Source organism: Myxococcus sp. CA040A, assembly GCF_013336725.1.
GTDB lineage: Bacteria > Myxococcota > Myxococcia > Myxococcales > Myxococcaceae > Myxococcus > Myxococcus llanfairpwllgwyngyllgogerychwyrndrobwllllantysiliogogogochensis.
In genome coordinates, this window is sequence record NZ_JABUMR010000002.1 from 42,093 (window position 1) to 65,067 (window position 22,975).

The 22,975-nt window shown below is 67.7% G+C and carries 24 protein-coding genes; 21 read left to right on the forward strand and 3 right to left on the reverse strand.

Annotation, left to right across the window (positions count from 1 at the left end; genetic code table 11):
- Positions 1–6 precede the first annotated feature (6 nt).
- Positions 7–1,122, reverse strand: coding sequence for an HD domain-containing phosphohydrolase (locus tag HUA75_RS07295; protein ID WP_141643256.1), 1,116 nt, complete (start codon positions 1,120–1,122; stop codon positions 7–9).
- Between the two features lie 238 nt (positions 1,123–1,360).
- Here HUA75_RS07295 and HUA75_RS07300 point away from each other — a divergent pair, with 238 nt between their 5' ends.
- From HUA75_RS07300 to HUA75_RS07315, 4 genes are all read left to right on the forward strand, one after another.
- Positions 1,361–2,362, forward strand: a complete 1,002-nt coding sequence (locus HUA75_RS07300; RefSeq protein ID WP_141643257.1) for a dihydrodipicolinate reductase — start codon at positions 1,361–1,363, stop codon at positions 2,360–2,362.
- A 16-nt stretch (positions 2,363–2,378) separates the two neighbouring features.
- Entirely contained in the window at positions 2,379–2,828 is a 450-nt protein-coding gene (locus tag HUA75_RS07305; RefSeq protein WP_141643258.1) for a MaoC family dehydratase N-terminal domain-containing protein, read from the forward strand.
- On the forward strand, positions 2,828–3,502 hold the full coding sequence (locus HUA75_RS07310; RefSeq protein WP_141643259.1) for a MaoC family dehydratase: 675 nt from the start codon (positions 2,828–2,830) through the stop codon (positions 3,500–3,502). Before HUA75_RS07305 ends, HUA75_RS07310 begins: the two co-directional genes overlap by 1 nt.
- Positions 3,503–3,673: 171 nt before the next feature.
- Positions 3,674–5,518, forward strand: coding sequence for an acyl-CoA dehydrogenase (locus HUA75_RS07315; RefSeq protein ID WP_141643260.1), 1,845 nt, complete (start codon positions 3,674–3,676; stop codon positions 5,516–5,518).
- Positions 5,519–5,643: 125 nt separating this feature from the next.
- Here HUA75_RS07315 and HUA75_RS07320 read toward each other — a convergent pair whose 3' ends face one another.
- Complete coding sequence (locus HUA75_RS07320) at positions 5,644–6,096, reverse strand: biopolymer transporter ExbD (RefSeq protein WP_141643261.1); 453 nt, start codon at positions 6,094–6,096, stop codon at positions 5,644–5,646.
- A gap of 19 nt (positions 6,097–6,115) precedes the next feature.
- The gene (locus HUA75_RS07325) at positions 6,116–6,844 is read right to left on the reverse strand and encodes a MotA/TolQ/ExbB proton channel family protein (protein ID WP_141643262.1); all 729 of its coding nucleotides are present in this window, start codon (positions 6,842–6,844) and stop codon (positions 6,116–6,118) included.
- A 43-nt stretch (positions 6,845–6,887) separates the two neighbouring features.
- On the opposite strand from HUA75_RS07325, the gene HUA75_RS07330 reads away from it, so the two are divergent.
- The 17 genes from HUA75_RS07330 (at position 6,888) to cpaB (ending at position 22,966) form a co-directional block, all read left to right on the forward strand.
- Positions 6,888–7,718, forward strand: a complete 831-nt coding sequence (locus tag HUA75_RS07330; RefSeq protein ID WP_174455855.1) for a DUF4292 domain-containing protein — start codon at positions 6,888–6,890, stop codon at positions 7,716–7,718.
- A 60-nt stretch (positions 7,719–7,778) separates the two neighbouring features.
- Positions 7,779–8,537: a general secretion pathway protein GspE gene (locus HUA75_RS07335; RefSeq protein WP_141643264.1), complete on the forward strand. Its 759-nt coding sequence runs from the start codon at positions 7,779–7,781 to the stop codon at positions 8,535–8,537.
- Between the two features lie 9 nt (positions 8,538–8,546).
- Complete coding sequence (locus HUA75_RS07340; protein WP_141643265.1) at positions 8,547–9,542, forward strand: general secretion pathway protein GspE; 996 nt, start codon at positions 8,547–8,549, stop codon at positions 9,540–9,542.
- Positions 9,539–10,564: an ABC transporter ATP-binding protein gene (locus HUA75_RS07345; RefSeq protein ID WP_174485948.1), complete on the forward strand. Its 1,026-nt coding sequence runs from the start codon at positions 9,539–9,541 to the stop codon at positions 10,562–10,564. Before HUA75_RS07340 ends, HUA75_RS07345 begins: the two co-directional genes overlap by 4 nt.
- A complete protein-coding gene (locus tag HUA75_RS07350; protein WP_174463440.1) occupies positions 10,561–11,613 on the forward strand; it encodes an ABC transporter ATP-binding protein in 1,053 nt (350 codons plus the stop codon). The genes HUA75_RS07345 and HUA75_RS07350 overlap by 4 nt, the downstream gene beginning before the upstream one ends.
- Positions 11,582–11,989 (forward strand): DUF2085 domain-containing protein, encoded by a 408-nt coding sequence (locus HUA75_RS07355; RefSeq protein WP_174455851.1) that lies wholly within the window; start codon positions 11,582–11,584, stop codon positions 11,987–11,989. The genes HUA75_RS07350 and HUA75_RS07355 overlap by 32 nt, the downstream gene beginning before the upstream one ends.
- An 81-nt stretch (positions 11,990–12,070) precedes the next feature.
- Positions 12,071–12,703: an RNA polymerase sigma factor gene (locus tag HUA75_RS07360; protein ID WP_141647175.1), complete on the forward strand. Its 633-nt coding sequence runs from the start codon at positions 12,071–12,073 to the stop codon at positions 12,701–12,703.
- Complete coding sequence (locus HUA75_RS07365) at positions 12,700–14,175, forward strand: zf-HC2 domain-containing protein (RefSeq protein ID WP_174485949.1); 1,476 nt, start codon at positions 12,700–12,702, stop codon at positions 14,173–14,175. Before HUA75_RS07360 ends, HUA75_RS07365 begins: the two co-directional genes overlap by 4 nt.
- A 95-nt stretch (positions 14,176–14,270) precedes the next feature.
- A complete protein-coding gene (locus HUA75_RS07370) occupies positions 14,271–15,257 on the forward strand; it encodes a TadE/TadG family type IV pilus assembly protein (protein ID WP_141647173.1) in 987 nt (328 codons plus the stop codon).
- A gap of 15 nt (positions 15,258–15,272) precedes the next feature.
- Entirely contained in the window at positions 15,273–17,330 is a 2,058-nt protein-coding gene (locus HUA75_RS07375) for a TadE/TadG family type IV pilus assembly protein (RefSeq protein ID WP_174485950.1), read from the forward strand.
- 20 nt (positions 17,331–17,350) lie between these two features.
- Positions 17,351–18,517: a TadE/TadG family type IV pilus assembly protein gene (locus HUA75_RS07380; protein ID WP_254614710.1), complete on the forward strand. Its 1,167-nt coding sequence runs from the start codon at positions 17,351–17,353 to the stop codon at positions 18,515–18,517.
- Positions 18,507–19,295 carry a hypothetical protein gene (locus HUA75_RS07385; RefSeq protein ID WP_246137630.1) on the forward strand — a complete coding sequence of 263 codons (789 nt, stop codon included), beginning with the start codon at positions 18,507–18,509 and terminating at the stop codon, positions 19,293–19,295. Before HUA75_RS07380 ends, HUA75_RS07385 begins: the two co-directional genes overlap by 11 nt.
- The gene (locus HUA75_RS07390) at positions 19,292–20,113 is read left to right on the forward strand and encodes a hypothetical protein (RefSeq protein WP_174455846.1); all 822 of its coding nucleotides are present in this window, start codon (positions 19,292–19,294) and stop codon (positions 20,111–20,113) included. Before HUA75_RS07385 ends, HUA75_RS07390 begins: the two co-directional genes overlap by 4 nt.
- Complete coding sequence (locus tag HUA75_RS07395) at positions 20,110–20,334, forward strand: hypothetical protein (protein ID WP_141647169.1); 225 nt, start codon at positions 20,110–20,112, stop codon at positions 20,332–20,334. The genes HUA75_RS07390 and HUA75_RS07395 overlap by 4 nt, the downstream gene beginning before the upstream one ends.
- Positions 20,331–21,101 (forward strand): hypothetical protein, encoded by a 771-nt coding sequence (locus HUA75_RS07400; RefSeq protein WP_174485951.1) that lies wholly within the window; start codon positions 20,331–20,333, stop codon positions 21,099–21,101. Before HUA75_RS07395 ends, HUA75_RS07400 begins: the two co-directional genes overlap by 4 nt.
- 126 nt (positions 21,102–21,227) lie before the next feature.
- Positions 21,228–21,962 (forward strand): hypothetical protein, encoded by a 735-nt coding sequence (locus tag HUA75_RS07405; RefSeq protein ID WP_174485952.1) that lies wholly within the window; start codon positions 21,228–21,230, stop codon positions 21,960–21,962.
- A gap of 188 nt (positions 21,963–22,150) precedes the next feature.
- On the forward strand, positions 22,151–22,966 hold the full coding sequence (cpaB, locus tag HUA75_RS07410; RefSeq protein ID WP_141647166.1) for a Flp pilus assembly protein CpaB: 816 nt from the start codon (positions 22,151–22,153) through the stop codon (positions 22,964–22,966).
- Positions 22,967–22,975: the final 9 nt, after the last annotated feature.

The window sequence follows — 22,975 nt, forward strand, 5'->3', positions numbered from 1 at the left end:
GTGACTTCAGGCGCCGCTGGCGCGCGTCAGCGGTGCCTGGGGGCCCAGCGGGTGGCTTCGCCAGCGCTGGCTCTCTTCCTCCTCCAGCGCCTCCACCTGGTTGCGGATGCGCTGCCACTCCGTCTCCGGAATGCGCAGGAAGGCGTCCGCGAGGTTCGGGTCGAACTGCGTGCCCGAGCAGCGGCGAATCTCGTCCCGGGCCACGCTCATGGGCCGGCCCTTGCGATAGGGGCGGTCCGACGTAATCGCGTCCACGGTGTCGGCGATGCAGAAGATGCGCGCGCCGATGCAGATGTCCTCGCCGGCGAGCTGCTGCGGGTAGCCCTTGCCGTCCCAGCGCTCCTGGTGCTGGAGGACGATGAGCGCCGCCTCGTGCAGGTAGGGCATCTTGCCCATCATCCGGTAGCCGAACTCCGGGTGCTTGCGCATCTCCACCCATTCGTCCGGCGTCAGCGGCCCGGGCTTGAGCAGGATGGAGTCGCGCACGCCAATCTTGCCGATGTCGTGCAGCAGCGCTCCCTGCTCCACCACGTCCAGCGCGGCCCCCGCCAGCCCCACCTCCTCCGCCAGCCGGCGCGAGTAGAGCGCCACGCGACGCGAGTGCCACTGCGTCTCCGTGTCGCGGTAGTCCAGCGCGCTGATGAGACCATCCAGGAGGCCCGTGGTGCGCTCCACCACCCGACGCTCCAGGTCCTGGTTGATGGCGACCAGCTCCGCGTTCTTGTCCGCCACCTCGCGCGTCAGCCGCTCGTTGGCCTCCACCAGCCGGTAGTGCTCCACGGCCTGCCGCACGCTGCTCGTCAGCTCGCTGAGCGACCAGGGCTTGCCGAGCAGCCGGAACACCTCGCCCCGATTGACGGCCTCGGACGCGGTGCGGAAGTCCGCCGCCGCCGTCAGCATCAGGCGCACGGCCTTCGGGTTCTTCTCCCGGAGCACGCCCAGCAGCTCGATGCCGTTGAGGTACGGCATCATGAAGTCCGTCAGCACGACGCTGAAGCCCACCTCGCGCGCGGCCAGGGCCGGGTCGCTGTAGGTGACGACGTCATAGCCTTCCGTCTGGAGGATCCGGGAGAGCGCGGCGAGGATGAGCACGTCGTCATCCACCACGAGGATGCGGTCCATGTTGGAGGTCTCCGGGAGGTCGCGGGCCTGTCTTTCGTTATACACGCCTTGCCTTGCACCCAAACAGGGCCCCCCCGCAGGTTTTGCGCCTGCAAGCCCCGGAAATCCTTGGAGGTTCTTCCTTTGTGCAAGAGTGGTAGAACCAAGTCATGCTTGCCTGCTCGCCAAGGTGTGATTTATGGTGCGCGGCAAGGCTGCGTTTCAACGCTAACCCCTTGGAATCCTGGAGCAATCTCCGATGGCTAGAGCCCCAGCAGGGCCGGTGCCGGTGGTGGTGATGGGGCTGGGATTCATCGGGCAGGAGATTGCCAGAGCTGCCCTGTCCTGCCCGGAAGTGGAATTGATTGGGGCCGTGGATACCCACTCCTCCCTGGTCGGTCGTCCGTTGGGAGACGTGCTGGGCGGGCCCGCGCCGCGCGTCAAGGTGATGGACTCGCTGGAGAAGGCCGTGGGCCGCCGCAAGGGCGCGGTGCTGCTGCATGCCACGGGCTCCCGACTGCCGGCGGTGATGGACCAATTGCTGGCGGCGCTGAAGCTGGGCCTGCCCATCGCGAGCACCTGTGAGGAGCTCGCCTTCCCGTACCTGAAGTACCCGGAGCTGGCGGACAAGCTGGACCGCGCCGCTCAGCGCGCCGAGGTCTCCATCGTCGGCGCGGGCGTCAACCCGGGTTTCGTTCTGGACAGACTGGTGGCCACGGCGGGGCAGGTGTGCGGCCCGGTGCGGCGCGCGACGGTGACGCGGGTGGTGGACGCTCGCACCCGCCGGGAGGCCCTGCAGCGCAAGGTCGGCGCCGGTCTGACCGAGGAAGAGTTCTTCGAGTTGGTGGATGGTGAGCAGCTCGGCCACGTGGGGCTGGTGGAGTCGGCGGCACTCGCGGCACTGGGCCTGGGGTTGGATTGTGATGACTACGAAGAAGAGGTAGCCCCCGTGTTCGCCGAGGAAGACATCTCGGGCGGTGCGTTCGCCGTGAAGAAGGGACGGGTGGCGGGCATGTTCCAGTCGGTGGTCGGGTTGGAGGACGGGCAGGAGCGGGTTCGACTGGAGCTGACCATCGCCGTGGGGGCTGACGACCCGAAGGACCGCATTGAAATCGATGCGGATCCTCGTTTGGTGTTGGAAATCCCGGGGGGAGTGGCAGGCGACCGGGCCACCGCGAATGCGCTGGTGAATGCCGCGCCACGCTTGACGGCCGCCGAAGCAGGGCTCCTCACGGTGCTCGAGCTTCCGGCCGGACGTTAGAGTCAGGAGAGGGATAATGCTGGACAAGAATGCGATCGGCCGTGCCTCGCCGCCGACGCTCAACGAAGTGGAGAAGGGTGCCATCCGCCGCTTCGCGGAGGCCATCGGAGACTACAACCCGATCTACTACGACGAGGAGTACGCTCGGGCCTCCGGATATCCCACCATCATCGCGCCTCCCACGTTTCCCGCGTCCTTCCATTCGGCCGCGGACTTGAGGGAGCTGCTCGGCGTGGGCATCAAGAGCCTGCTGCACGCCGAACAGGGCTTTGACTACGAGCGGCCCATCTTCGCCGGAGACCGCATCTACGTCTCCACCCGCGTCGCGGACGTCTCCGAGCGACAGGGCATGTCCGGCAAGATGGACATCGCGGTCATCGAGGATGAAGGCCGCGACGAGGAAGGCAACCTGGTGTTCCGAGCCCGCCGGACGTTGGTCGTCCGCGCCTCCAAGGAGACCCCGTGATGCCCGCGCGCAAGCTCTACTTCGAGTCCATCCGCGTCGGAGACGAGCTGCCGGCGCTGGCCAAGGCCCCGGTGGACCGTGTCCAGTTGTCCCGGTACGCCGGCGCCTCTGGCGACTACAACCCCGTGCACGTCGACGAGCTCTACGCCAAGAGCGTGGGCATGCCGAGCGTGTATGCCCCCGGCATGCTGGTGATGGGCATGCTCGGCCAGCTCATCAGCGACTGGGCCCGGGGCGGGCAGATGCGGCGCTACAACGTGCGCTTCATCAAGATGGTGTGGCCGGGTGACACCGTCGTCTGCAAGGGCCGGGTGAGCAACCGCCACGGCACCGCGGGCCGTTACTTCGTGGACATCGACCTGTGGGCGGAGAACCAGCGCGGTGAGCTGGTGATGAAGGGCGGCGCGCAGATTCAGCTCTTCTACTCCCTGGAGGACGAGAACCGGCAGCGCTCCGGCCAGTCCCCCATCGTCATCGAAGTGCCCCGGGAGAGCCTGGCCGCCACCCCCACCACGTCCACGGGCGGAGGCTCGAGCGAGGCCTCGGCCGTCGACGAGGAGGCCGACGAGTCGGACGAGCGCCGCACCGGCGCCTCGTCCAAGAAGACCGTCCCCCGGGAGAAGCCCGCTGCCAAGACGGCGACGCTTCCCTCGCCCAAGAAGGCGAAGAAGTAGCGGTTTCATGGCCTGCGGTGAGGGGCGGCCTGGGCTGCCCCTCAACGCAGGGTGTCATTCAGGGTTGACTCAAAAATCAGTCGCCGCCACACTTCCTGTGTCTCATTCGCGCCGCTGACCCGAGGCCTTCCCATCCGAAGGCGGGCAGCGAGCCGTCACGCAGGAGTGGCCATGTCCGCCGGCATCAACACCTACAAGACCGACCTTCGAGAGATTTTCTTCGCTTTGTTCGAGCAGTTCGGCTTCGGCCAGGTGGCCGGTCAGGCCCCGTACGACGCCTGGGGTCCGGATGAGGCCAAGGCGGTGTTGTCCGAGACGTACCGCTTCGCGCGCGAGGTGCTCGGGCCCCTCAACTCCGTGGGAGACCGTGAGGGCTGTCGGGTGGAGAACGGCTCGGTGCTCACGCCCACGGGCTTCAAGGACGCGTGGAAGAAACTCTACGAGCAGGGCTTCAAGACGGTGGCGGTGAGCCCGGAGCACGGTGGCCAGGGCGCGCCGATGATGCTGCAGGTGACGGTGGAGGAGCTGCTATCGGGCGCCAACACGGCCTTCAACATGTACCCGGGCCTGTCGTTCGGCGCGGCGGAAGTCATCGCCGAGTGCGGGACGAAGGAGCAGCAGCACCTGTTCGTGGAGCGCATGCTCAACGGCACGTGGGGTGGCACCATGTGCCTCACCGAGCCGCACGCCGGCTCCGACGTGGGCGCGGCGAAGTCCACCGCCCGGCGCAACGCCGACGGCACGTACAACATCCGCGGGACGAAGATCTTCATCTCCGGCGGCGACCACGACATGGCCCAGAACGTCATCCACCTGGTGCTGGCGCGCATCGACGGCGCGTCGCCGGGCACCAAGGGCCTGTCGCTGTTCATCGTCCCCAAGCTGCGCATCAACAAGGACGGCAGCTCTGGCCAGGCCAACGACGTGTCCGTGGGCTCCATCGAGCACAAGATGGGCATCAACGGCTCGGCGACCTGTGTGCTGAACTTCGGTGAGAGCGACGGCTGTCTGGGCGAACTCGTCGGCACCGTCGAGCACGTCGGCATGAGCCAGATGTTCAAGATGATGAACGGCGCGCGCATCGCCGTCGGCATCCAGGGCGTCGCGCTGGCGTCGGCCGCCTACTACAACGCGGTGGACTACGCGAAGGACCGCAAGCAGGGCTCCCACTTCACCAAGTGGAAGGACCCCACCGCGCCGCGCGCCGCCATCATCGAGCACCCGGACGTCCGCCGCATGCTGCTGGACATCAAGTCCCACGTGGAGGGCATCCGCGCGCTCATCATCAAGCTGGCCATGCACCTGGACAAGGCGCGGCAGCTGGCCGGCAAGGACGACGAGGCGGCCACCTACCACAAGGGCCAGGTGGAGCTGCTCACCCCGCTGGTGAAGTCCTACGGCTCCGACCAGTCCTTCCGTCTCTGCGCGCAGGCCATCCAGGTGTACGGCGGCGCCGGCTACATCCAGGACTACCCGGTGGAGCAGTACACGCGTGACTCGAAGATCTTCTCCATCTACGAGGGCACCAACCACATCCAGGCCATGGACCTGGTGGGCCGCAAGCTGGGGCAGGCCGGTGGCATGCACTTCCAGCAGTTCATGGGTGACGTGGGCGCCTTCGTGGAAGCGCACCGCGAGCACGCCGTCTACGGCGAGGCCGTGAAGCTGCTGGCGAGCGCCCAGGAGGCCCTCATGTCCAGCGCGATGACGGTGTTCAGCTGGTCGCAGGACGGCGGCAAGTTCCCGCTGATTCCGCTGTCCGCCAACCGCTTCCTCAACATGATGTCCGAGGTCGCCGTGGGCTGGCTGCTCCTGGACGCGGCGCTCATCGCGGACAAGGCGCAGGGCGCGCTGTCGGCGGACCACCCGGACCGCGCGTTCTACGAGGGCAAGAAGTACAGCGCCCTGTACTACGCGCGCAATGTGCTGCCCAACGTGGAGCAGGCCGCGCGCCTCATCGCCCTCGAGGACACCTCCCCGATGGAGATCACCGACGCCGCGTTCGCGTCCGTCTGAGTCGCGACATCGTCTGACGGGGCGCCCTGACAGAGGGGCGCCCTCCAGAAACACCGAGGCCACCTGGGGATTCGCTCCCGAGGTGGCCTTCGTGTTTCAGCGGCGGCCGTGTGACGGGAAGGGTGCTACTCGCCCTCGCGCACGCCGATGGCGAGCTGACCCAGGCCCGCCTTCTTCGCCAGCTCCATCACCTGGACGACGGTGCCGTGCGGGACGCCCTCATCGGCCTGGACGATGACGACGGTGTCCGGGTCCTTCACCTTGGCGGCGTCGAAGGCCTTCTGGAGTTCGTCCTGGCTGACGACGTTTCCGGCGAGTACGAAGCGGCCGTCGGCGAGCACCGCGACGGACATGTCCGTGGTGCGCGCGGTGACGTCCGCGGCGCCGCCCTTGGGCAGGTTCACCTTGAGGCCCGACTTGGCGCCTCCTCCGGGCCCCTGCTGGACGATGACGGAGCTGGTCACCATGAAGATGATGAGCAGCACGAGGAAGATGTCGGTGAGCGGGGTGATGTTGATTTCGGCGAAGACACCTTCTTCGCCTTCGTCACCGGACCCCGGTGTCTTGCCCATGGCCATGGCGCTCGGTTCCCTGGGACTAGGCGGGCTGCGTGTCGACGCGCGCCGGAGAGGTGGGGGGCTGCTGTGAATCGACGCGGGGCGCGGGCTCGGGAGGAAGGCCCGAGGCGCGCTCCTTGAGCAGCTCCGCGAACTCGTCGCCCATCAGCCGCAGCTCCACCAGCACGCGCGACAGGCGGGCCTGGAAGTAGTTGTAGAAGACCATGGCCTGCACGGCGACGAGGATGCCCACCGCCGTGGCGACCAGGGCCTCGGAGATGCCCGTCATCACCGCGCCGGTGCCGCCGGTGCCGCCGGCCTCCACGTCCAGGCCCAGGTCCTTGAACGAGCGCATGATGCCGGCCACGGTGCCGAACAGGCCCACGAAGGGTGTAATCGAGCCGATGGTGGCCAGAATCCAGAGGTTGCGGCGCAGCTTGAGGCCCACCTGGGCGCGCTCGCGCTCCACGGCGGCCTCCACGCCCGCGCCGCCTGAGCCGCGGGTGCGCTCCCACCGGTCGAACCCCGCGAGGAAGATGTCGGCGGCGACGGAGTCGGAGCGCTCGGCGGCGGTGCGGGCCGCTGGCACGTCGCCACGAAGCAGGTGCTTGCTGACCGCCTCGCCCAGGAGGCGGGAGCGCTCGCTCACCCCCCAGAGGGCGATGATGCGCTCGACGGCCACGACGAGCGCGCCGACGGAGGCCAGCAGCAGCAGGGCCAGGGTGACTCCGCCGAGGCGGAGGTAATGCAGGATGTCGTTCAGGCTCATTGGTGGGTGACCCGGCAGGGCGCCATGGCCCAGACTAGGAGATATGAACCGCGCAGCCGCCGCAATCTTCCTGGCAGTGCTCTGTTCGGCCTGCCCCAAGCGCATCGAGTTCGGGCCGGAGGGGCAACTCACCGACGCCGAGGTCGTCTATCAGCGTGTCCGGCAGAACCAGGACAACGTCGTCTCCCTCGAGGGAGACGCGAAGCTGCGTGTCGAGTCTCCCCAGCAGAGCGGCACCATCGGGATGTTCCTTTCCGTCACCCGCCCGGCCCTCCTGCACCTGGAGACGTTCGATTTCTTCAACCGGCCCCTCGCCTCCCTCGTCGCGGACGGGACGCGCTTCGGCCTGTACCAGACGGAGACGCACACGTACTACCAGGGGCCGGCGAGCCCGCAGAATGTGTCGCGCTTCCTGCCCGTGGTCCTGCCGGGCGAGGAACTGGTGGCCATCATGCTGGGCCAGGTGCCCCTCATCCCTCCGGAGCGCATGACGCTGGAGCTGGACACGAAGGAGGGCGTCTACGTGCTCACCCTCCACCGGGGGACGGCCCGCCAGGTGCTCCAGGTTCACCCAAAGTATCTGCGCGTGGTGAAGAGCCAGGTGCATGGCGTCCCCGGCTATGACCTGGCCTTCGACGACTTCCTCGAGCGGGGAAACCTCATCTTCCCGGGCAAGGTGGAGCTCATCGCGAAGCAGGCGGGGACGAAGCTCCAGCTTCGCTACCAGCAGATCAAACTCAACGGCCGGCCGGACCTCACGCTCTACGAGCTGACACCCCCGGAGGGGGCCAAGGTCGTGGAGGTGGATGACTCGGGGCGGGAGCTTCCGGCTGGTGCCCCCGAGTCGCCGGCGCCCCCGGTGCCGGGTTCCTGACCGGGCAGGCACGGAAGAAGAAGCGCAGCGGCTGGAGTCGGGTAGAGTGGCGCCCACGACATGGCACAGATCAAGCTCGGAGAACTGCTGATCAAGGCGAATGTGCTCCAGGAGAGCCAGCTCAAGGCCGCGCTCGCCGAACAGGCGAAGTGGGGCGGCAAGCTCGGCGAAATCCTGGTCCGGATGAGCCTCGTCTCCGAGGACATCCTGGTGCGGGCGCTGTCCAAGCAGCTCGGCATGCCGGCGGTGAACCTGGACGCGGTCCAGATGGTTCCCCCGCATGTGAAGGCCAAGATTCCGCCGCAGACGGCCCGCGACTTTTCCGTGCTGCCGTTGCAGCTGCGGGACGAGGGCAAGACGCTCGTGGTGGCGATGTCGGATCCGCTCAACATGCGGATGCTGGACGAGCTTCGGGCCGTGACGAAGTGCCGCATCATCCCCAACGTGGCGGGGCGCACCTCCATCGCTCGGGCCTTCGCCCGCATGTACGAAGAGAACATGGAGCTGGAGGACGCGGACACCAACTTCAAGGTGGTGGACGCCCAGGGCCGCACGGTGGTGAAGAACCTGAAGGACCTGGATCCGGCCGCCGCCGCGGTCATCTCCGCGCCCAAGCCCGCGCCCCCAGTCGCGCGTCCCGCGCCGCCGGTGCCAGAGGCCCCTCGCAGCACGGCGGGCACTGGCAGCCCGGCCGACCTGTTGCGCAGCGTGGAAGAGGTGCAGCGCAAGGAAGTCGCGGCCCTCAAGGCCATGGTGGAGCTGCTCATCGAGAAGGGTGTGTTCTCCCGCGACGAGTACCTCGCGAAGGTCAAGCGGTAGCCCGGCCTTATGCGCAAGAAGATTGGTGAGCTGCTCGTCGAGGCGGGGGTGGTGACGGAGGAGCAGGTGCGGGTGGCGCTCGGGCGTCGAGGCGCTCCGGGGAACCTGCGGCTGGGCGAGACGCTGGTGGCGCAGGGGCTGTGCGCGCCGCTGCATGTGGCTCGGGCGCTGGCGGTGCAGCACGGGCTGCCCTTCGTGGAGCTGCCCGAGGAGATTCCCCCGGCGGTGGCCTCGCTGGTGTCCCTGGACTTCCAGGCGGAGCATCGCGTGCTGCTCTTTCGCATGGAAGTAGAGGGGCGCAGCGAGCGCATCCACGTCGCCGTGGAGGACCCGGGGGATTTGACGTTGGTGGACGAGCTGCGCTTCCAGCTCCGCAAGCAGGTGCGGGTCTTCGTCGTCGCGTCGGACGACCTGGACGCCGCGCTGGCCCGGGCGCGGGGAGAGCCGCTGGACATCGTCGAGGCGGAGCCGCTGTACGAAGAGGATGGCTCCGGCCCTCCTCCCGTCGCCGCGGGGACGCCACTGGAGTGGGAGATGCCGGAGACACCGAAGCCCCCCGCAGCGAGACCCCCTGCCGCCGCCGCGGCGCCCTCGGCCCGTCGGCCCGGGACGCCGCCCCCCCCGCCCGCGGAAGCCCTGCGGCCGGGGGCCGGAGGAGATGCGCTGGATGATCTGCTGGGCGTGAAGCCGGCCGCTCGGCCACCGCCGCCTCCTCCGCCCATCTTCGAGGCGGACGAAGAGGAGAAGCCCCGGGTGCCGGTGGTGATGTTCGGTGGGGCCGCGAAGGGTTCGCAGCCCGCGCTGGCGCTCACGCCGACGCCTGACTTTTCCGACGATGATCTGGCCATCCTCGACGACCTGGAGCGCATGTCCCGGGGAGACGAGGCGGTGCTGGACACGGAGAAGGTGAAGCCCGCGCGCATGGTGGCCAGCCTCATCCGCCTGCTCATCCGCAAGGAGATCATCCAGGAGGTGGAGTTCCTGGAGGAGCTGGCGAAGAAGTGACGCCCGGCGCGTCGCCCTCGGGGGACGGGCCCCTCCTGGACGTCCGAGGGCTCGCCGTGGAGCTGTCGAGGGACGAGGGGACGGTGCGCGCGGTGGACGGTGTGTCCTTCGCGGTGCCTCCCGGCGGAACCCTGGGCGTGGTGGGGGAGAGCGGCTGTGGCAAGAGCCTCACCGCGCTGTCCCTGTTGCGGCTGGCGCCCCGACCTCCCGTGCGAGTGGCGGCGGGCGAGGTGTTCTTCCAGGGCAGGGATTTGCTGAAGCTCTCCGACGAGGAGCTGCGGCGCGTGCGCGGACGCCATGCGGCCATGGTGTTCCAGGAGCCGATGACCTCGCTCAACCCCGTCTTCACCGTGGGGGAGCAGATCTCCGAAGGCGTGCGGCTCCACCTGGGGGCCTCGCGCTCGCAGGCTCGGGAGCGCGCGGTGGAGATGCTGCGCCAGGTGGGCATCCCCGCGCCGGGTGAGCGCGTGGACGCCTGGCCTCATCAACTGTCGGGCGGGATGCGGCAGCGGGTGATGCTCGCCATGGCGCTGGCGTGTGACCCGTCGCTGCTCATCGCGGACGAGCCCACCACCGCGTTGGACGTCACCATCCAGGCGCAGATCCTCGACCTGCTCAAGCGCCTGCAGGCCGAGCGCGGCATGGCGGTGATGCTCATCACCCATGATTTGGGCGTGGTCGCGGAGAGCTGCGACACGGTGGTGGTGATGTACGCGGGGAAGGTGGTGGAGCACGCTCCGGTGCGCGAGCTGTTCGCCCGGCCCGCCCATCCCTACACGGCGGGCCTGTTGCGCTCGCTTCCGGCGCTGGGGGGCGAGGTGGAGGAGGGACGATCCGGGCCTCGGCGTCGCCTGCGCGCCATCCCCGGCATGGTGCCCGCCCTGGGGCGGTTGCCGTCGGGCTGTGCGTTCCGCGAGCGGTGCGAGCGGGCCCAGGATGCATGCGCTCGCGTGACGCCCGTGCTCGAACTCAAGCGGGGCGGGCAGCTTGTGGCCTGCCATCATCCGGTGCCCGCGCCATGAGCACCGAGCCGCTCCTCCAGGCGAAGGACGTCGAGGTCCACTTCCCCGTGCGAGGGGGCTGGCTGGGTCGCTCGCGCGGCGCGGTGAAGGCGGTGGACGGCGTGACGTTCGACGTCTTCCGGGGGGAGACGTTGGGGTTGGTGGGGGAGAGCGGCTGCGGGAAGAGCACCCTGGGGCGCGCGTTGCTGCGCCTGGTGACGCCCACCGCGGGCTCCATCCACTTCGACGGACAGGACCTCACGGGGCTGTCCCAGCATCGCCTCCGGCCGCTGCGGCGACGCATGCAGCTCGTCTTCCAGGACCCGTATGCCTCGCTCAACCCGCGCATGACGGTGCGGGATATCCTGGGCGAGCCGTTCGACATCCACGGTCTCGCCCGAGGGCCAGGGGAGCGTGAGCGCGAGGTCGCCGCGTTGCTGGATGCGATGGGCCTGCCGCGCGAGGCATTGGGGCGCTACCCGCACGAGTTCTCCGGAGGGCAGCGTCAGCGGCTCGGAATCGCTCGGGCCATCGCCCTGCGCCCGGACCTGGTGGTGGCCGACGAGCCCATCAGCGCGTTGGACGTCTCCATCCAGGCGCAGATCGTGAATCTGTTGGTGGACCTGCAGCGCGAGCGCGGCCTCACCTATGTGTTCATCGCGCACGACCTGAACATCGTCGAGCACGTCTCCACTCGCGTGGCGGTGATGTACCTGGGGCGCATCGTGGAACTGGCGCCCTCGGACTCGCTGTACCGGCGACCGCGCCATCCGTACACGCAGGCGCTGCTCGCGTCGGTGCCGGTGCCGGACCCCGAACGGGCACGCACCCGGCTGCTGGTGCCGGGAGAGCCGCCCTCGCCGCTCGCGCCGCCTCCGGGCTGCACTTTCCACCCGAGGTGCCCTCACGCGATGGAGCGGTGTCGACGCGAGTCGCCCCCGCTGTATCCGCTGGGCTCCGGGCATTCCGCCGCGTGCTTCCTGGCGGAAGGGGAGTCCCACCAGTCCTCGACCGCCCCGCGGTCCGGAGGTGCCGACGGTGTTCTGGCTCAGTCACCATCATCCGGATGAGTACAACCGCACGTACCGGCTCGGCGGGCTCCGCGTCTGCGCGCGGTGTCTGGGGACCTATCCGGTGCTGATGGCCACGCTGGTGGGGCTGTTCATCGCGCGCGCCCCGCTGGGTTGGCCCTGGGATGTTCCCGCCGTGCTGCTGCTCACGCTGCCGGCGCTGGTGGACTGGGCGGTGGGGCGCTTCCGCCCGGCCTCCGGTTCCAACGCGGTGCGGACGGCGACGGGCGTCCTTCTGGGGATGGCGCTCGGCCGGTCGCTGTACGTCCACGTCCAGCGCCCCTTGCCGGGGGTGCTGCTGGCGCAGGCCGCACTCGTGACAGCCGTCGCGCTCCCTGTCATTCTCGCCACTTACCGGAAGCCACGTCCGGATTAGACCCTGGTGGCCCGTCGCCCGTTAAGAGGGCACGGGTTGAGGGTGGGCCGGAGTGAACGTGGCTCCACGAGCGATGGGGGAGTGTTGGGACCGGAGACCTCAGACGAGCGATTGATGCTCGCCTTCCAGGCGGGGGACGCTCGCGCGTTCGAGGCGTTGGTGCGAAGGCACCGGACACCGGTGTTCAACTTCATCCTTCGCTTCGTCGGGCAACGGGCACGGGCGGAGGACGTGCTGCAGGAGACATGGCTGAAGGTGGTACGCAGCGCCGGCGAATATCAGGCGAAGGCCCGGTTCACGACCTGGGTCTACACCATCGCGAGGAACCTCTGTGTGGACAGCGCGCGCAAAGAGAGCTACCGCCAGGCCGCGTCCCTGGAGTCTCCGGTGAGTGGCGTGGACGGCGAGGAAGGCCGCGCGCTGGCGGATGCGCTGCCGGACTCCGGCGCCAGTCCGGAGCGGGGCGCGTACAACGCCCGGCTGCGTCCGCTGCTGGAGCGCGCCCTGGCCTCCCTGCCAGAAGAACAGCGTGAGGTGTTCATCCTCCGCGAGTACAGCGGCATCCCGTTCAAGGAAATCGCCGACGTGACGGGCGTCTCGGAGAACACGGTGAAGAGCCGGATGCGCTACGCGCTCGACGGCTTGCGTCGCCGACTGGCGGAGCTGGGCGTGGATGGCGATCTCGCCGAGGACGGAAGGACGGTGGTGGGATGAAGCCGCAGAACCTCCATGCGCACGAGGACCGGCTCCTCGACTTCGCCTATGGCGAGCTGCCCGCCCCGGATGCCCAGGTGGTGGAGTCGCACCTTCAGGGATGCGCCCGCTGCACCCAAGCCCTGGACGACATTCGTGGCGTGCGAGTCACCATGGGCCATCTCTCCGAGGAGAGCGCGCCCGACGCGGGGCTGGAGTCGCTGCTGGCGTATGCGCAGCAGTCCGCGCGCAGGGCCAGCGCGGGGCCCGCGCCCAAGCCGTCGCGCTGGCGCCGCTGGCTGCTTCCCGTTGTCGGGCTCGCCTCGGTGAGCACGCTGGGAATCCTCACGTTCTCCGCGCAGTCCCCGGAGCTGACCCAGGCCAATCTCGCGGCAGCCGAAGTGATGCCGAGCAAGAAGGCCGCACCCGTACCGTCCGCTTCGGCACGAAGCGCCGAGCCCTCCGCCGCGCCGGCTCCGGCCGCCGCCGCGGAGGCTCCGCCACCTCCTCCGGAGATGCGTGACGATGATGCCGAGTATGCCCCCAAGGACGCGGCGAAGACGCGAAGCGCGGAGGTTCAGCGCGCGGAAGGCTGGGCGCTGGCGGGGAGCGGAGGCGACGTGGGGGGCCGGGGCCGTGCCGATGAGCTGAAGGCGAAGGTCAAGGGCGCGGAGTCGTTCGGGGGCAAGCAGAGCCGCTCGAAGACCGCCCCCGCCGAGAAGTCCCAGCGAGAGGTGTCGAACCTCGATGAGGAGGCCCTGGCGGAAGCCGCTCCGGCTCAGGCCGTTGCGTCCAGCAGCCCTCCCAGGGATGGGCTGCGGCTGGGGGGCTCGTCCGCGAAGAAGGAAGCGAACAAGCTCAGTGCGGATGACCTGGCCAAGGACGGCGCATGGGACGAAGGCCCGGGGGCTCCCGCCCTGGAGGCCGTCACCGATCCCCTGGCCCAGGGCACCGTGGTCAGCGCCCCCGCGCCATCCTCCGCCAACGAGAGTCGTGGAGGCGTGGCCCAGCAGCCGTCCGATGCGCGAGAGCAGTTGGAGCTGGATCGCGCTTCAGCCTCCCGTGCGAAGTCCCCGATGAAGGCGACGAGGAAGGCGGATGCCGTCCCCGAAGCCCCGATGCCGCGCCCCGCTCCGGTCACCCCCGCGGCGGTGGAGCGCTCCGAGGCCGAGGACTCGGCGTCGGGTTCCTCCGTGGCGGAACTCTCCCGCCAGGCCCAGTCCGCGAACCGGGCAGGGGACAGGAGCCAGGAGGCGAGGCTGTTGAGACTCGCCCTGGCCGCCGGGGCATCTGGAACCGAGCGTGCGGGACTGCTCAACCGGCTGTGTGACGCGGAGCTGGCCCTGGGGCGTCGACGCGAGGGGCTGGCGGCGTGTAATCAGGTTTTGACGGAAGCTCCTGGTTCCAGCGCGGCCCAGGCGGCGCGTCGCCGATTGAGCCATGAGGCTGAATCGGTTGAAACACCGACGAGTGATTCCCAGCCGGCGCCGTAACCACCCGCGATTTTTCAATAAATGGGAGAGCGGGACGGTTGAAGCTGGCCATTTGACCGATGCGTCTCAGGGGCGCTGATCGAGATAATGGCACCATGGGAATGGAACAGGACTCGCGGCCGCGGGGGGCGGCTGGCCGGCAATCCGGGCAGGCCATGGTCGAAGCGGCGATGATCATGCCGCTCGCTGTGTTCATGACGCTGGGAATCATCCAGCTCACGTTGATTCAGCACGCCAAGCTGATGACCGAGTACGCCGCGTATCAAGCGGCGCGTGCCGGCATCGTGTGGAACGGCAACAACGAGCGCATGCATGACGCGGCCATCGTCGCGTTGCTGCCCACGTTGGGCCGGACCGATGACATCGGCAACCTGGCGAAGACCTTCGCCATCCATCAGATCTACGACTCCGCGATGCGCACGCTGAACTTCGGCGGCGGCGTGGTGCCTCGGACGGTGAACGGCTCGAACCTGTTCGGCCTCATCCGGGTGGACACCATCAACCCGGCGTACTTCACGCCCATCAACACCATCTGGAAGCTGCGCACCGGCTTCAACTGGCAGGAGCTCGACTTCGACGGCTCGGACAGCTTCCCGGAGGTGCCGTCGCTGGAGAACAACATCCGCAAGTTCTTCAACCTGCCAGAGCCGGATGACTCCGAGCTCGTGTACCGCAAGGCGACGAGGCTCACCATCCGCCTGCGCTACTTCTACGAGATGAAGATCCCGTTCGCGAACTGGATCATCTTCACCGCATGGTACGCGTCCAACGCGCAGGTGGCGCTGCGAGGAGCCATTGACCGGGCCACCCTCGTTCCCAAGTCCAACATGATGTCGGATGGCGGCAACCTCACGCCGCTGGCCGCGATGGCCAAGGGGATTGACCATGAGCAGGGCTACAACTCCCTGTACCCCGCCGAGATGTGGGTGCTCTGGGGGCTGGCCACCGGCAGCATACCGCTCGTCTCCAGCCTCGTGGGCAAGCGCTACTTCATGCCCCTGTCGGCGACGTACACCATGCGCATGCAGTCCAACTTCCACCGCAAGTGGATCATGCACCTCAACCCCGACTGGGGCATGTAAGAGGACTCACGCACCATGTTCACTCGAATCCTCCGAAAGAGCTTCCAGCGCCAGGAGGGCCAGGCCCTCGTCCTGGCCGCATTGATGGTGTTGGTGATGTCCATCGCGGTGCTGACCACCGTGAACATCGGCCACACCGTGCATGAGCGCGTGCGCCTGCAGAACACCGCCGATGCCGCCGCCTACTCCATGGCCGCCATGGAGGCGCGCGCGTTCAACTTCTACGCGTACGCCAACCGCACGCAGGTCTCACAATACGTGTCGGCGATGATGTGGCACTCGCTCATCTCGCTCATCTACTCGGCCGAGGCGTTCTTCACGGACCTCTTCGGGTTCATGAAGACGCTCAACCCATGTGCCGGCAAGCGGAAGAAACTTTGGATCGTCCTCTGTCCCATCCTCGAGGTGGTCCCGTACGTGGGGCAGGTCATCAAGGCGATCAACAAGATCATCACGGCGTACAAGAACATCTTCCTCAAGCCGTTCCAGCAAGTCCTGAAGGCGGCCAACCCCGATAGATGGTTGGGGAAGTACATGATTCCGGCGCATCGGGTGCTCAACGGGGCCATGTATTTCATGTCCCAGGCGGTGATGATGTCCGCCTCCACGCACGTGGTGCAGACCGCGCAGGGCGTGCTGGACTCGAACGACAAGAACCTCAACTCGATGGCCAGCCAGCTGGCGACGGGCTTCTACAGTGAGTGCCTCTTCAGTCAGGCGCACAGCGAGCACTCCGGCGGCAAGCCGCTGAACCCGGGCACGTGGAAGAACCCCTTCGGCGCGCTGGACGTGACGAAGTACGCGCGCAATGACGAAATCGCCCGCGCCAAGCGGTCCATGGGCGGCATCACCAACGCGACTCGTTACTCGTGTGACCGCGAGGGCGGCTCCTGCCCCGAGCGCTTCATCACTTCGCGCCGGATCGGCGACGTCCTGCCGCTGCCGAATGCGCTCGGCTTCCTGCGCGACATGTTGAACAACGGTGTGAATGCTCCGGGCATCATGGAGTTCCAGAAGATGGGGCAGACGCGCATGTTGTCCGCGACGTTCCCCACCGCGCGGAACACCATCAACTCGCGCAACTACATCCGGGATTGGAACGACAACCTGAACCCCTGGGGCATGACGGCGCAGGGCGACAACATGGGCGCCGACGACCTGTACTGGCTGAAGCTGGGGCCCGCGGAGGTCGACGTGGGCGTGGGCAAGGCGGACAACCCCCTGTCGTGCAACAACTCGGACCCGTATACGCGCTGCTTTGGCGATAACCGGAAGGGGAAGGGCGACAACTCGCGCACCAAGCTCCCCTACAAAGAGATGACGAAGCCCAGTGTCTGGGCGCTGAACGACAAGGACACCGGCAGCGTCAAGGGCGGCGTCCACTGGCGCGTGCACTACCCGCGGAACACCGAGCAGTGGCGCAACCACTCGGCACCCAGAGGCGTCGAGCGGGAGGTGGGCATCCACACCGAGAAGGTCTGCGTGCTCAAACTGGTGGTCTGCTGGTTCGAGGTGGACGTCTACACCGCGAACGTGCGTCCGGCCCAGGACGGCAACCACCCCTGGGGTGGCGTCACGCCGTTCATGCACTTCGAGCCCGGTCAGTACGCTGGAAACACCTGCAACCCGACTGCGAACGCAAACAAGGGTGAGCTGGCCAAGCGCACGATGGACTTCAACCAGCCCTCCGCGTGGGTGGCGCTGAACAAGTCGCCGGAAGACGTCGTGAACAAGGCCAACACGGATGGCACGGGTACGAACGCTCCCGCGCTGTTGAACGACGAGGGCAAGGTGAAGTTCACCTTCACGCCGGACTCGGAGGGCCTGGAGATGCTGAACAACCGCAAGAAGTTCCTCAGCCTCACCGAGGGCCTCAACGTCATCTCCCGTGGCCAGAGCTACTACCACCGGCCGGGCAACTGGACCGAGCAGCCCAACTTCTTCAACCCGTACTGGCGCCCGCGCCTGGCGTCCGTGTACCAGGGCCGCAATCAGCTCCCGGTGGTCGGGTCCATGCTGGACGCGCTGCCTGGCGCGCTCCAGGGCTTTGCCCCGAAGGTCATGACGCACTGAGGACCGCGATGAAAACTCTCATGTCTCGAAAGAGTTTCCGACGCGGAGCCGCCACGGTGGAGTTCGCTCTCTCCGTGCCGCTCCTCGTCATGATCCTGATGTTCAGCATGTACCTGACGGAGTTGGTCCGGGCGAAGCTGAAGCTCCAGGAGATGGCCCACTACGCCGTCTGGGAGATGACCAGCTACACGCTCTCCGACTTCGCCAAGGCCGACCACGATGCCGCGTTCGAGGATGCGCGGCAGGAGGCGCACAAGGAGCTCATCGAGCGCTTCAAGGACATGGACTCGGTGGAGCCCAACGGGCCCGCGGGATCGTTCATCGCGCGCTACAGCTCGGTGCAGGGAACCATCACCAACAAGGAGATTCCCTTCCTCGAGTCCGGGATGCTGGGCAATCCCGGCAGCACGGGCGAGGGCGGCAGCCTGGGCAGCGGAGTCATCAGCATGCTCAACCGCGGCGCTGGCGCGGTGCTGAACGGCTGGGGCTTCAACAACAAGGGGTGGGTGGAGTCCGAAGTCACGATGAACTTCGACAACGTCATCATCCCCCGCAGCTACCTCGACGAGAACTCCGGTCCTGGAGGCTTCTTCAAGTCGGACACCACCGGGGGCCATGACCTGTCGAGCCTTCCCATGCGCTCGAAGTTCTCGATGTACGCCAACGGCTGGCACATGCCGGACGGCGGCGACGCCATCGTCCGGGACCGGCGGGCAGGCAACCACCGCGGGGGAAGCGACCCTCACGGCATGCATGCCCAGGTGGAGCGGATGGTGTTCCTCGGCCTGACGAAGGCCCTGGATGGAGCCGTCGGTGGCGTGCTCGACTTCCTGGGGAGCATCCTGCCGAACTTCTTCGGCACCTATGTCGTCGCGCGAAACTACGGTATCGATCCCCAGCAGAAGGGGGACTGCAACGGTCTGACAGGCTATGACGGCCCGGCCAGCAGCGGCCTGCATGCGATGCGGGGCCTGCTCGACCACGACCGCCCGGACTGTTTCGACACGGCTCCGTTCCGCGACGAGATGACCTACGGCGACAGCAACTACATCAAGCTGTTCCTGGCGCGTGGCCCGCACTTCATGGGGTGCAAGAAGGCCATGGCCGACGACCCGTCGGATCCGGACGCCACCCAAGAGGCGACGAACAAGGATGAGCAGGACAACAAGATTCGCTGTGAGCAATAAGGTGGCCCGCCGGCTCCTGCTCGGTTTCGCGCTCCTGGCCGTGTGGCCCGCGCTCGCCGAGCAGGAGGTGCCCGTGTATCCGGGCACCATCCACACGCGCATCGGCAACGACCTCATCATCGGAGGCGAGTACTACCGGCTCGCCTACTTCACGACGACCGACCCTATGAAGAAGGTGGTCGCGTACTTCGCGCAGAAGTGGCGCGACGAGGGCTACCCCACCGTGGTGGAGGGAGACCTGGAGGAAGAGGCCGTCGTCTCCGCCCTCTTCACCCGCGAGGGCCTGCAGCGTGGCGTGGTGTTGCGCACGCACCTGGGCAAGACGGTGGGCTTCACGGCGCTGAGGGACATGTGGACCCGTCCGCCGAAGTCTCCTCCGTCCGGCCTGCTGAAGTTGGAGGGCACGCTCTACAGCCAGGACCTGGCGACGCGGGACGACCCGGGTGGTTCGCAGAACCGCACTTCATTGGTGGCGGGGGACTTGTCGGACGTGCAGCAGCGGGTGGGCACGGAGCTGACGCGCCAGGGCTTCGAGCCGGTGCGCAGCACGGTGACGAAGCTGGGAGGCGGCACGCAACTGACGATGGAGCACGCGCGCAAGGGCGAGCAGGTGATGACGACCATCTCCCAGGTGGACGAGGGGATGTCGTCCGTCATGCAGACGTGGGTGGGCACGGACCGTCCAGACGGGGTGCCCAACGACGAGGCGGTGCGCAAGAGCCGCGAAGCGTGGGAGCGGGAGCAGAAGGCGAAGCCTGCGAAGGGAGCGGGGAAATGAGGGCGTCGTGGGCGGTCATCGCGGTGATGCTCATGGCCGCGCCCGCGCGCGCGGAGGAGAACCCCGCGGCGCGTGAGGTCATGTCCCATATGGCCCGGGGCGCTCGCAGCGCGCGCGTGGGCGACTGGGTGACGTACCGCTTCGACGGCGGCGCGGGCGGGATGCGCATCTACTACTGGCGCATGGCGGTGGTGGGGGAGGAGAAGGACAAGGAGGGCCGGGACGCGGTGTGGGTGGAGATGGAGGCGGGCATGCATCCGTCCATGAAGTCGCCGCTCATGCAGATGCGCATGCTGGTCGCTCGCGAGGGCGAGCAGATTCGCTATGACGCCATCTCCCGGCTCTTCGTCGGTGGGCCCACGGACCGTCCCCAGGAGTACTCGCAAGAGGCGCTGGACCACGTCCTGAAGACAATGGACCAGGAGGAGAAGGACAACAAGGTGCCAGACCCCGAGGACGCAAAGGTCGTCCTGCCGGCGGGGGTCAAGCCCGTGTTGCGCACCGGCAAGGAGACGCGGGTGATGACGCTCGCGGGGACCGTGACAGTTGTTCCGGTGGAGCTGGTGATGAAGAAGACCGTCGTCAAGCGGATGTGGATCAGCCGCGAGATTCCGTTGATGCAGTTGGCGAAGATGGAGATTCCGGGCATCGCCCATTCGATGGAGGTGGCGGAGTACGGTATCGACGCCAAGCCACGTATGGTGCTACCGCCCCCCTCCGCGCCCAAGGTCCGCCTGGAGTACGCTGACCGCATCTTCCCGGACCTGCCAGGGATGGACGCCCCCAAGGAACCCGCCGATTCGGAGAACGCCCCATGAGCTTCCCCAAGACGCAGCGCCTGCGCGCCTCCCGACGTGGGCAGGCGATGGTCGAATACTCCATCTTGAACTGGGTGCTGGTCGTCGCGCTCGTCATCGGCGCGTCGGTCAAGGTCCGCTGGACGGATGACGTCCAGTCGAACGTCATCGACCTGTTCATGCGCTCGTACCAGATCTACTACGACTCCTTTTATTTCGTCCTGAACCTGCCGTTCCCGTGACGACCCGGAGCGAAGTGGGGGCGCCGTCGCCCCTGGGGTTGCGGCTGCTGCACGCGGCCGTGTTCCTCGCCATGGCGGGGGGCGTCGTGTACGTCGCGGTCCCCGAGTGGCGGCACCTCGCCCAGGTGCTGGGCCAGTCGTTCCATTCGGGCCCGCTGCCGCGCTGGACGCTGCTCGCGGGTTCCGTGTTGGCGGTGGTGAGCGGACTGCGCCTCGTCTGGGGACTGGTGCGGGGGGCGTCCGCGCCGCTCTGGGCCTCGGCCGTCGCGTTGCTGTCCGTGGTCGGCGCGGTCGGGGCGGGGGATGGACGCTCGCTCAAGGAGACGCGCTCGGAAGAGGCGACGAACCTGTCCCTCCTGCGGGTGGCTCGGCGGGTCCATCTGTCGATGGTGCAGGAACTCCAGGCCCACGGCGAGACGCCCACCGATGAGGAGTCCTGGCGCAAGGCGCTCGTGGTGGCTGGCCCCAACAACGAGCAACTGCGCACGCGCGAGTTCCGCGCCGTGCCCGTCCAGATTGTGTGGCTCGAGTCGGAGGAGTCGCGTCCCTCGCCACTCATTCCCAACACGCTGTGGGTGCACGTGACGCCGGACGGAATCGGCTTCAGCATCCGCCCGGTGGGGCTCCGAGCGGGTGAGCCCGCGCTGCTTCAAGACGACCGCGCGCGGGAATTGGTGCTGCGCGGCCTCTACAACCCGGACCTGCCTCCGATGCGGGAGCCCGCCGCGTCGCCCATCGAGCAGCTGTCTCCTTCGCCAACTCCCTGACACGTCGGGTGCACGCCGGTGTTGCCGACGACCCGGGACTCAGCCAGTCTCGGTCCACCTCATGACGCGGTGGCCCAGGGCCGGAGGGGTCGCTTTCGCATCAACGACGAGGACAAGGAGCGCGCAATGGCGCATGCGGCCTGGAAGTGGGTGGTCGTCGCGGCGGCGGTAGGGGCAGGGGTGCTGGCTTGCAGTGACGACGATGACGGCGGCGGAGGCGGGACGGACGGCGGCCCCATCACCTTCGATGCGGGGGTGAACAAGCAGCGGCCCGGCTTCGGTGAGGACCCGGGGTCTCCCGTGGGCACCACCTTCGCATTCCCTCCGGGCGTGGAGATCGCCGGAGAGCTGTACGGCGCGAATGACTCCACCAAGGACTGTGGCAACGGCGTGGCGCCGGTGGGCACGGGTCCCGCGGTGCTGGTCTGCGTGCCGCTGCGAAACAACACCGGCGCCCCCGTGCTGATGACCTTCGAGCCGGGCCTCGTCATGATGAACACGGCGCCCAGCCGAATCCAGAACGGCATGTTGATGGACCGCGTGCTCATCAACCTCCCTCCCACGGGCATCGGGCCGGGCGGCATCGACGCGGGCACGGACGGTGGCACCGAGGAAGAGGTCTACGTGGTGCCCTTCCACCTCTACTGCCTCAACCAGGAGCGGGCCCCCTCCGAGCAGGATGGCACCTTCGCGTTCGGCCCCGTCTCCACGGACCCGGACATCCAGGAGCTGCTGCGGCTGCTGAGAGGGAAGACCATCGACAACGAGGACGAAGCCAACGTCGTCCAGGACGCCCTTTACAGCATCACCGAATACAACGGGTTGACCGACGACGACCGCAAGGCGCTCGCGGGCCTCTGACGCAACCGCTGAATTCGACAGGGATGGCGCGGGATTCGGTGCTGTCGCGGGAGGTGGTTTTGACACCTGCTGTATCGCACGGCTAACATCCCGCGCCATCGGCGCCAAGGTGCGCCTTTCTAGATTTCTACACCCTCGAACGCCTTCGCCGCCGAACGGCGCCCCCCCGTTTTGGAGGTTCCTGAACCATGCTGAAGGGCAAGACCCCGCTCGTCGTCGCGCTCGTACTCGGCCTTCTGGCCGGCGTCATCGCGTATTCCGCCATCAAGAAGAAGGAAGCGGACGTGCGCCGCGGCTGGAACCTGGTACCCGTGGTGGTTGCGGCCCAGGACGTCCCCGAAGGCACCGTCATCTCCTTCGAGATGATCTCTCAACGTTCGGTGCCGGAGCAGTTCGTCACCTCGTCGGTGGTTCGTCCGGACTCGGCCTCCTACGTCGTGAACCAGAAGGTCCTCGTGGCGCTGCAGGCGGGTGACCCGCTGCTGTGGAGCCAGTTCGAGACGACCAAGGCCGCCGAGCGCCTGTCCTCGAAGGTGCAGAAGAAGATGCGCGCGATGACCATCGAGGCGAAGAACACCACCGCCGTCGGCGGCTGGATTCGCCCCAACGACCACGTGGACATCATCGGCACGTTCCGCGACCCGCAGACCGACGAGAACGTCGGCGTGACGCTGCTGCAGAACATCATCGTGGTGGCGACCGGAAAGATCACCGGTACCACCAACGTCAACCTCATCCCGGAAGGCCAGCGCGACTACAACAACGTGTCGCTGATGGTGCTGCCGGAAGAGGCGGAAATCCTCGTGCTGGCCGCGGAACTGGGCGCTCTGACGCTCAGCTTGCGCAACGAGGACGACGTGGACCTCATCGAGGAGCGCGGCCGCGCCACCATCAGCACCCTGCTGTCCGGTGAGCGTACCCGCGTGCTGGAAGCCAAGCGCCGGGAGATCATCCAGATCATCAAGGGCGGCAGCGAGAAAGCCGCCGCCGCTGGCGCCCAGTAGTCGGCGCCA

Bases quoted from the DNA above. Each gene is read 5' to 3' on its own strand.
- HUA75_RS07295 (WP_141643256.1), bottom strand. From the start codon at position 1,122: ATGGACCGCATCCTCGTGGTGGATGACGACGTGCTCATCCTCGCCGCG.
- HUA75_RS07300 (WP_141643257.1), top strand. From the start codon at position 1,361: ATGGCTAGAGCCCCAGCAGGGCCGGTGCCGGTGGTGGTGATGGGGCTG.
- HUA75_RS07305 (WP_141643258.1), top strand. From the start codon at position 2,379: ATGCTGGACAAGAATGCGATCGGCCGTGCCTCGCCGCCGACGCTCAAC.
- HUA75_RS07310 (WP_141643259.1), top strand. From the start codon at position 2,828: ATGCCCGCGCGCAAGCTCTACTTCGAGTCCATCCGCGTCGGAGACGAG.
- HUA75_RS07315 (WP_141643260.1), top strand. From the start codon at position 3,674: ATGTCCGCCGGCATCAACACCTACAAGACCGACCTTCGAGAGATTTTC.
- HUA75_RS07320 (WP_141643261.1), bottom strand. From the start codon at position 6,096: ATGGCCATGGGCAAGACACCGGGGTCCGGTGACGAAGGCGAAGAAGGT.
- HUA75_RS07325 (WP_141643262.1), bottom strand. From the start codon at position 6,844: ATGAGCCTGAACGACATCCTGCATTACCTCCGCCTCGGCGGAGTCACC.
- HUA75_RS07330 (WP_174455855.1), top strand. From the start codon at position 6,888: ATGAACCGCGCAGCCGCCGCAATCTTCCTGGCAGTGCTCTGTTCGGCC.
- HUA75_RS07335 (WP_141643264.1), top strand. From the start codon at position 7,779: ATGGCACAGATCAAGCTCGGAGAACTGCTGATCAAGGCGAATGTGCTC.
- HUA75_RS07340 (WP_141643265.1), top strand. From the start codon at position 8,547: ATGCGCAAGAAGATTGGTGAGCTGCTCGTCGAGGCGGGGGTGGTGACG.
- HUA75_RS07350 (WP_174463440.1), top strand. From the start codon at position 10,561: ATGAGCACCGAGCCGCTCCTCCAGGCGAAGGACGTCGAGGTCCACTTC.
- HUA75_RS07365 (WP_174485949.1), top strand. From the start codon at position 12,700: ATGAAGCCGCAGAACCTCCATGCGCACGAGGACCGGCTCCTCGACTTC.
- HUA75_RS07370 (WP_141647173.1), top strand. From the start codon at position 14,271: ATGGGAATGGAACAGGACTCGCGGCCGCGGGGGGCGGCTGGCCGGCAA.
- HUA75_RS07375 (WP_174485950.1), top strand. From the start codon at position 15,273: ATGTTCACTCGAATCCTCCGAAAGAGCTTCCAGCGCCAGGAGGGCCAG.
- HUA75_RS07380 (WP_254614710.1), top strand. From the start codon at position 17,351: ATGTCTCGAAAGAGTTTCCGACGCGGAGCCGCCACGGTGGAGTTCGCT.
- HUA75_RS07390 (WP_174455846.1), top strand. From the start codon at position 19,292: ATGAGGGCGTCGTGGGCGGTCATCGCGGTGATGCTCATGGCCGCGCCC.
- HUA75_RS07395 (WP_141647169.1), top strand. From the start codon at position 20,110: ATGAGCTTCCCCAAGACGCAGCGCCTGCGCGCCTCCCGACGTGGGCAG.
- HUA75_RS07405 (WP_174485952.1), top strand. From the start codon at position 21,228: ATGGCGCATGCGGCCTGGAAGTGGGTGGTCGTCGCGGCGGCGGTAGGG.
- cpaB (WP_141647166.1), top strand. From the start codon at position 22,151: ATGCTGAAGGGCAAGACCCCGCTCGTCGTCGCGCTCGTACTCGGCCTT.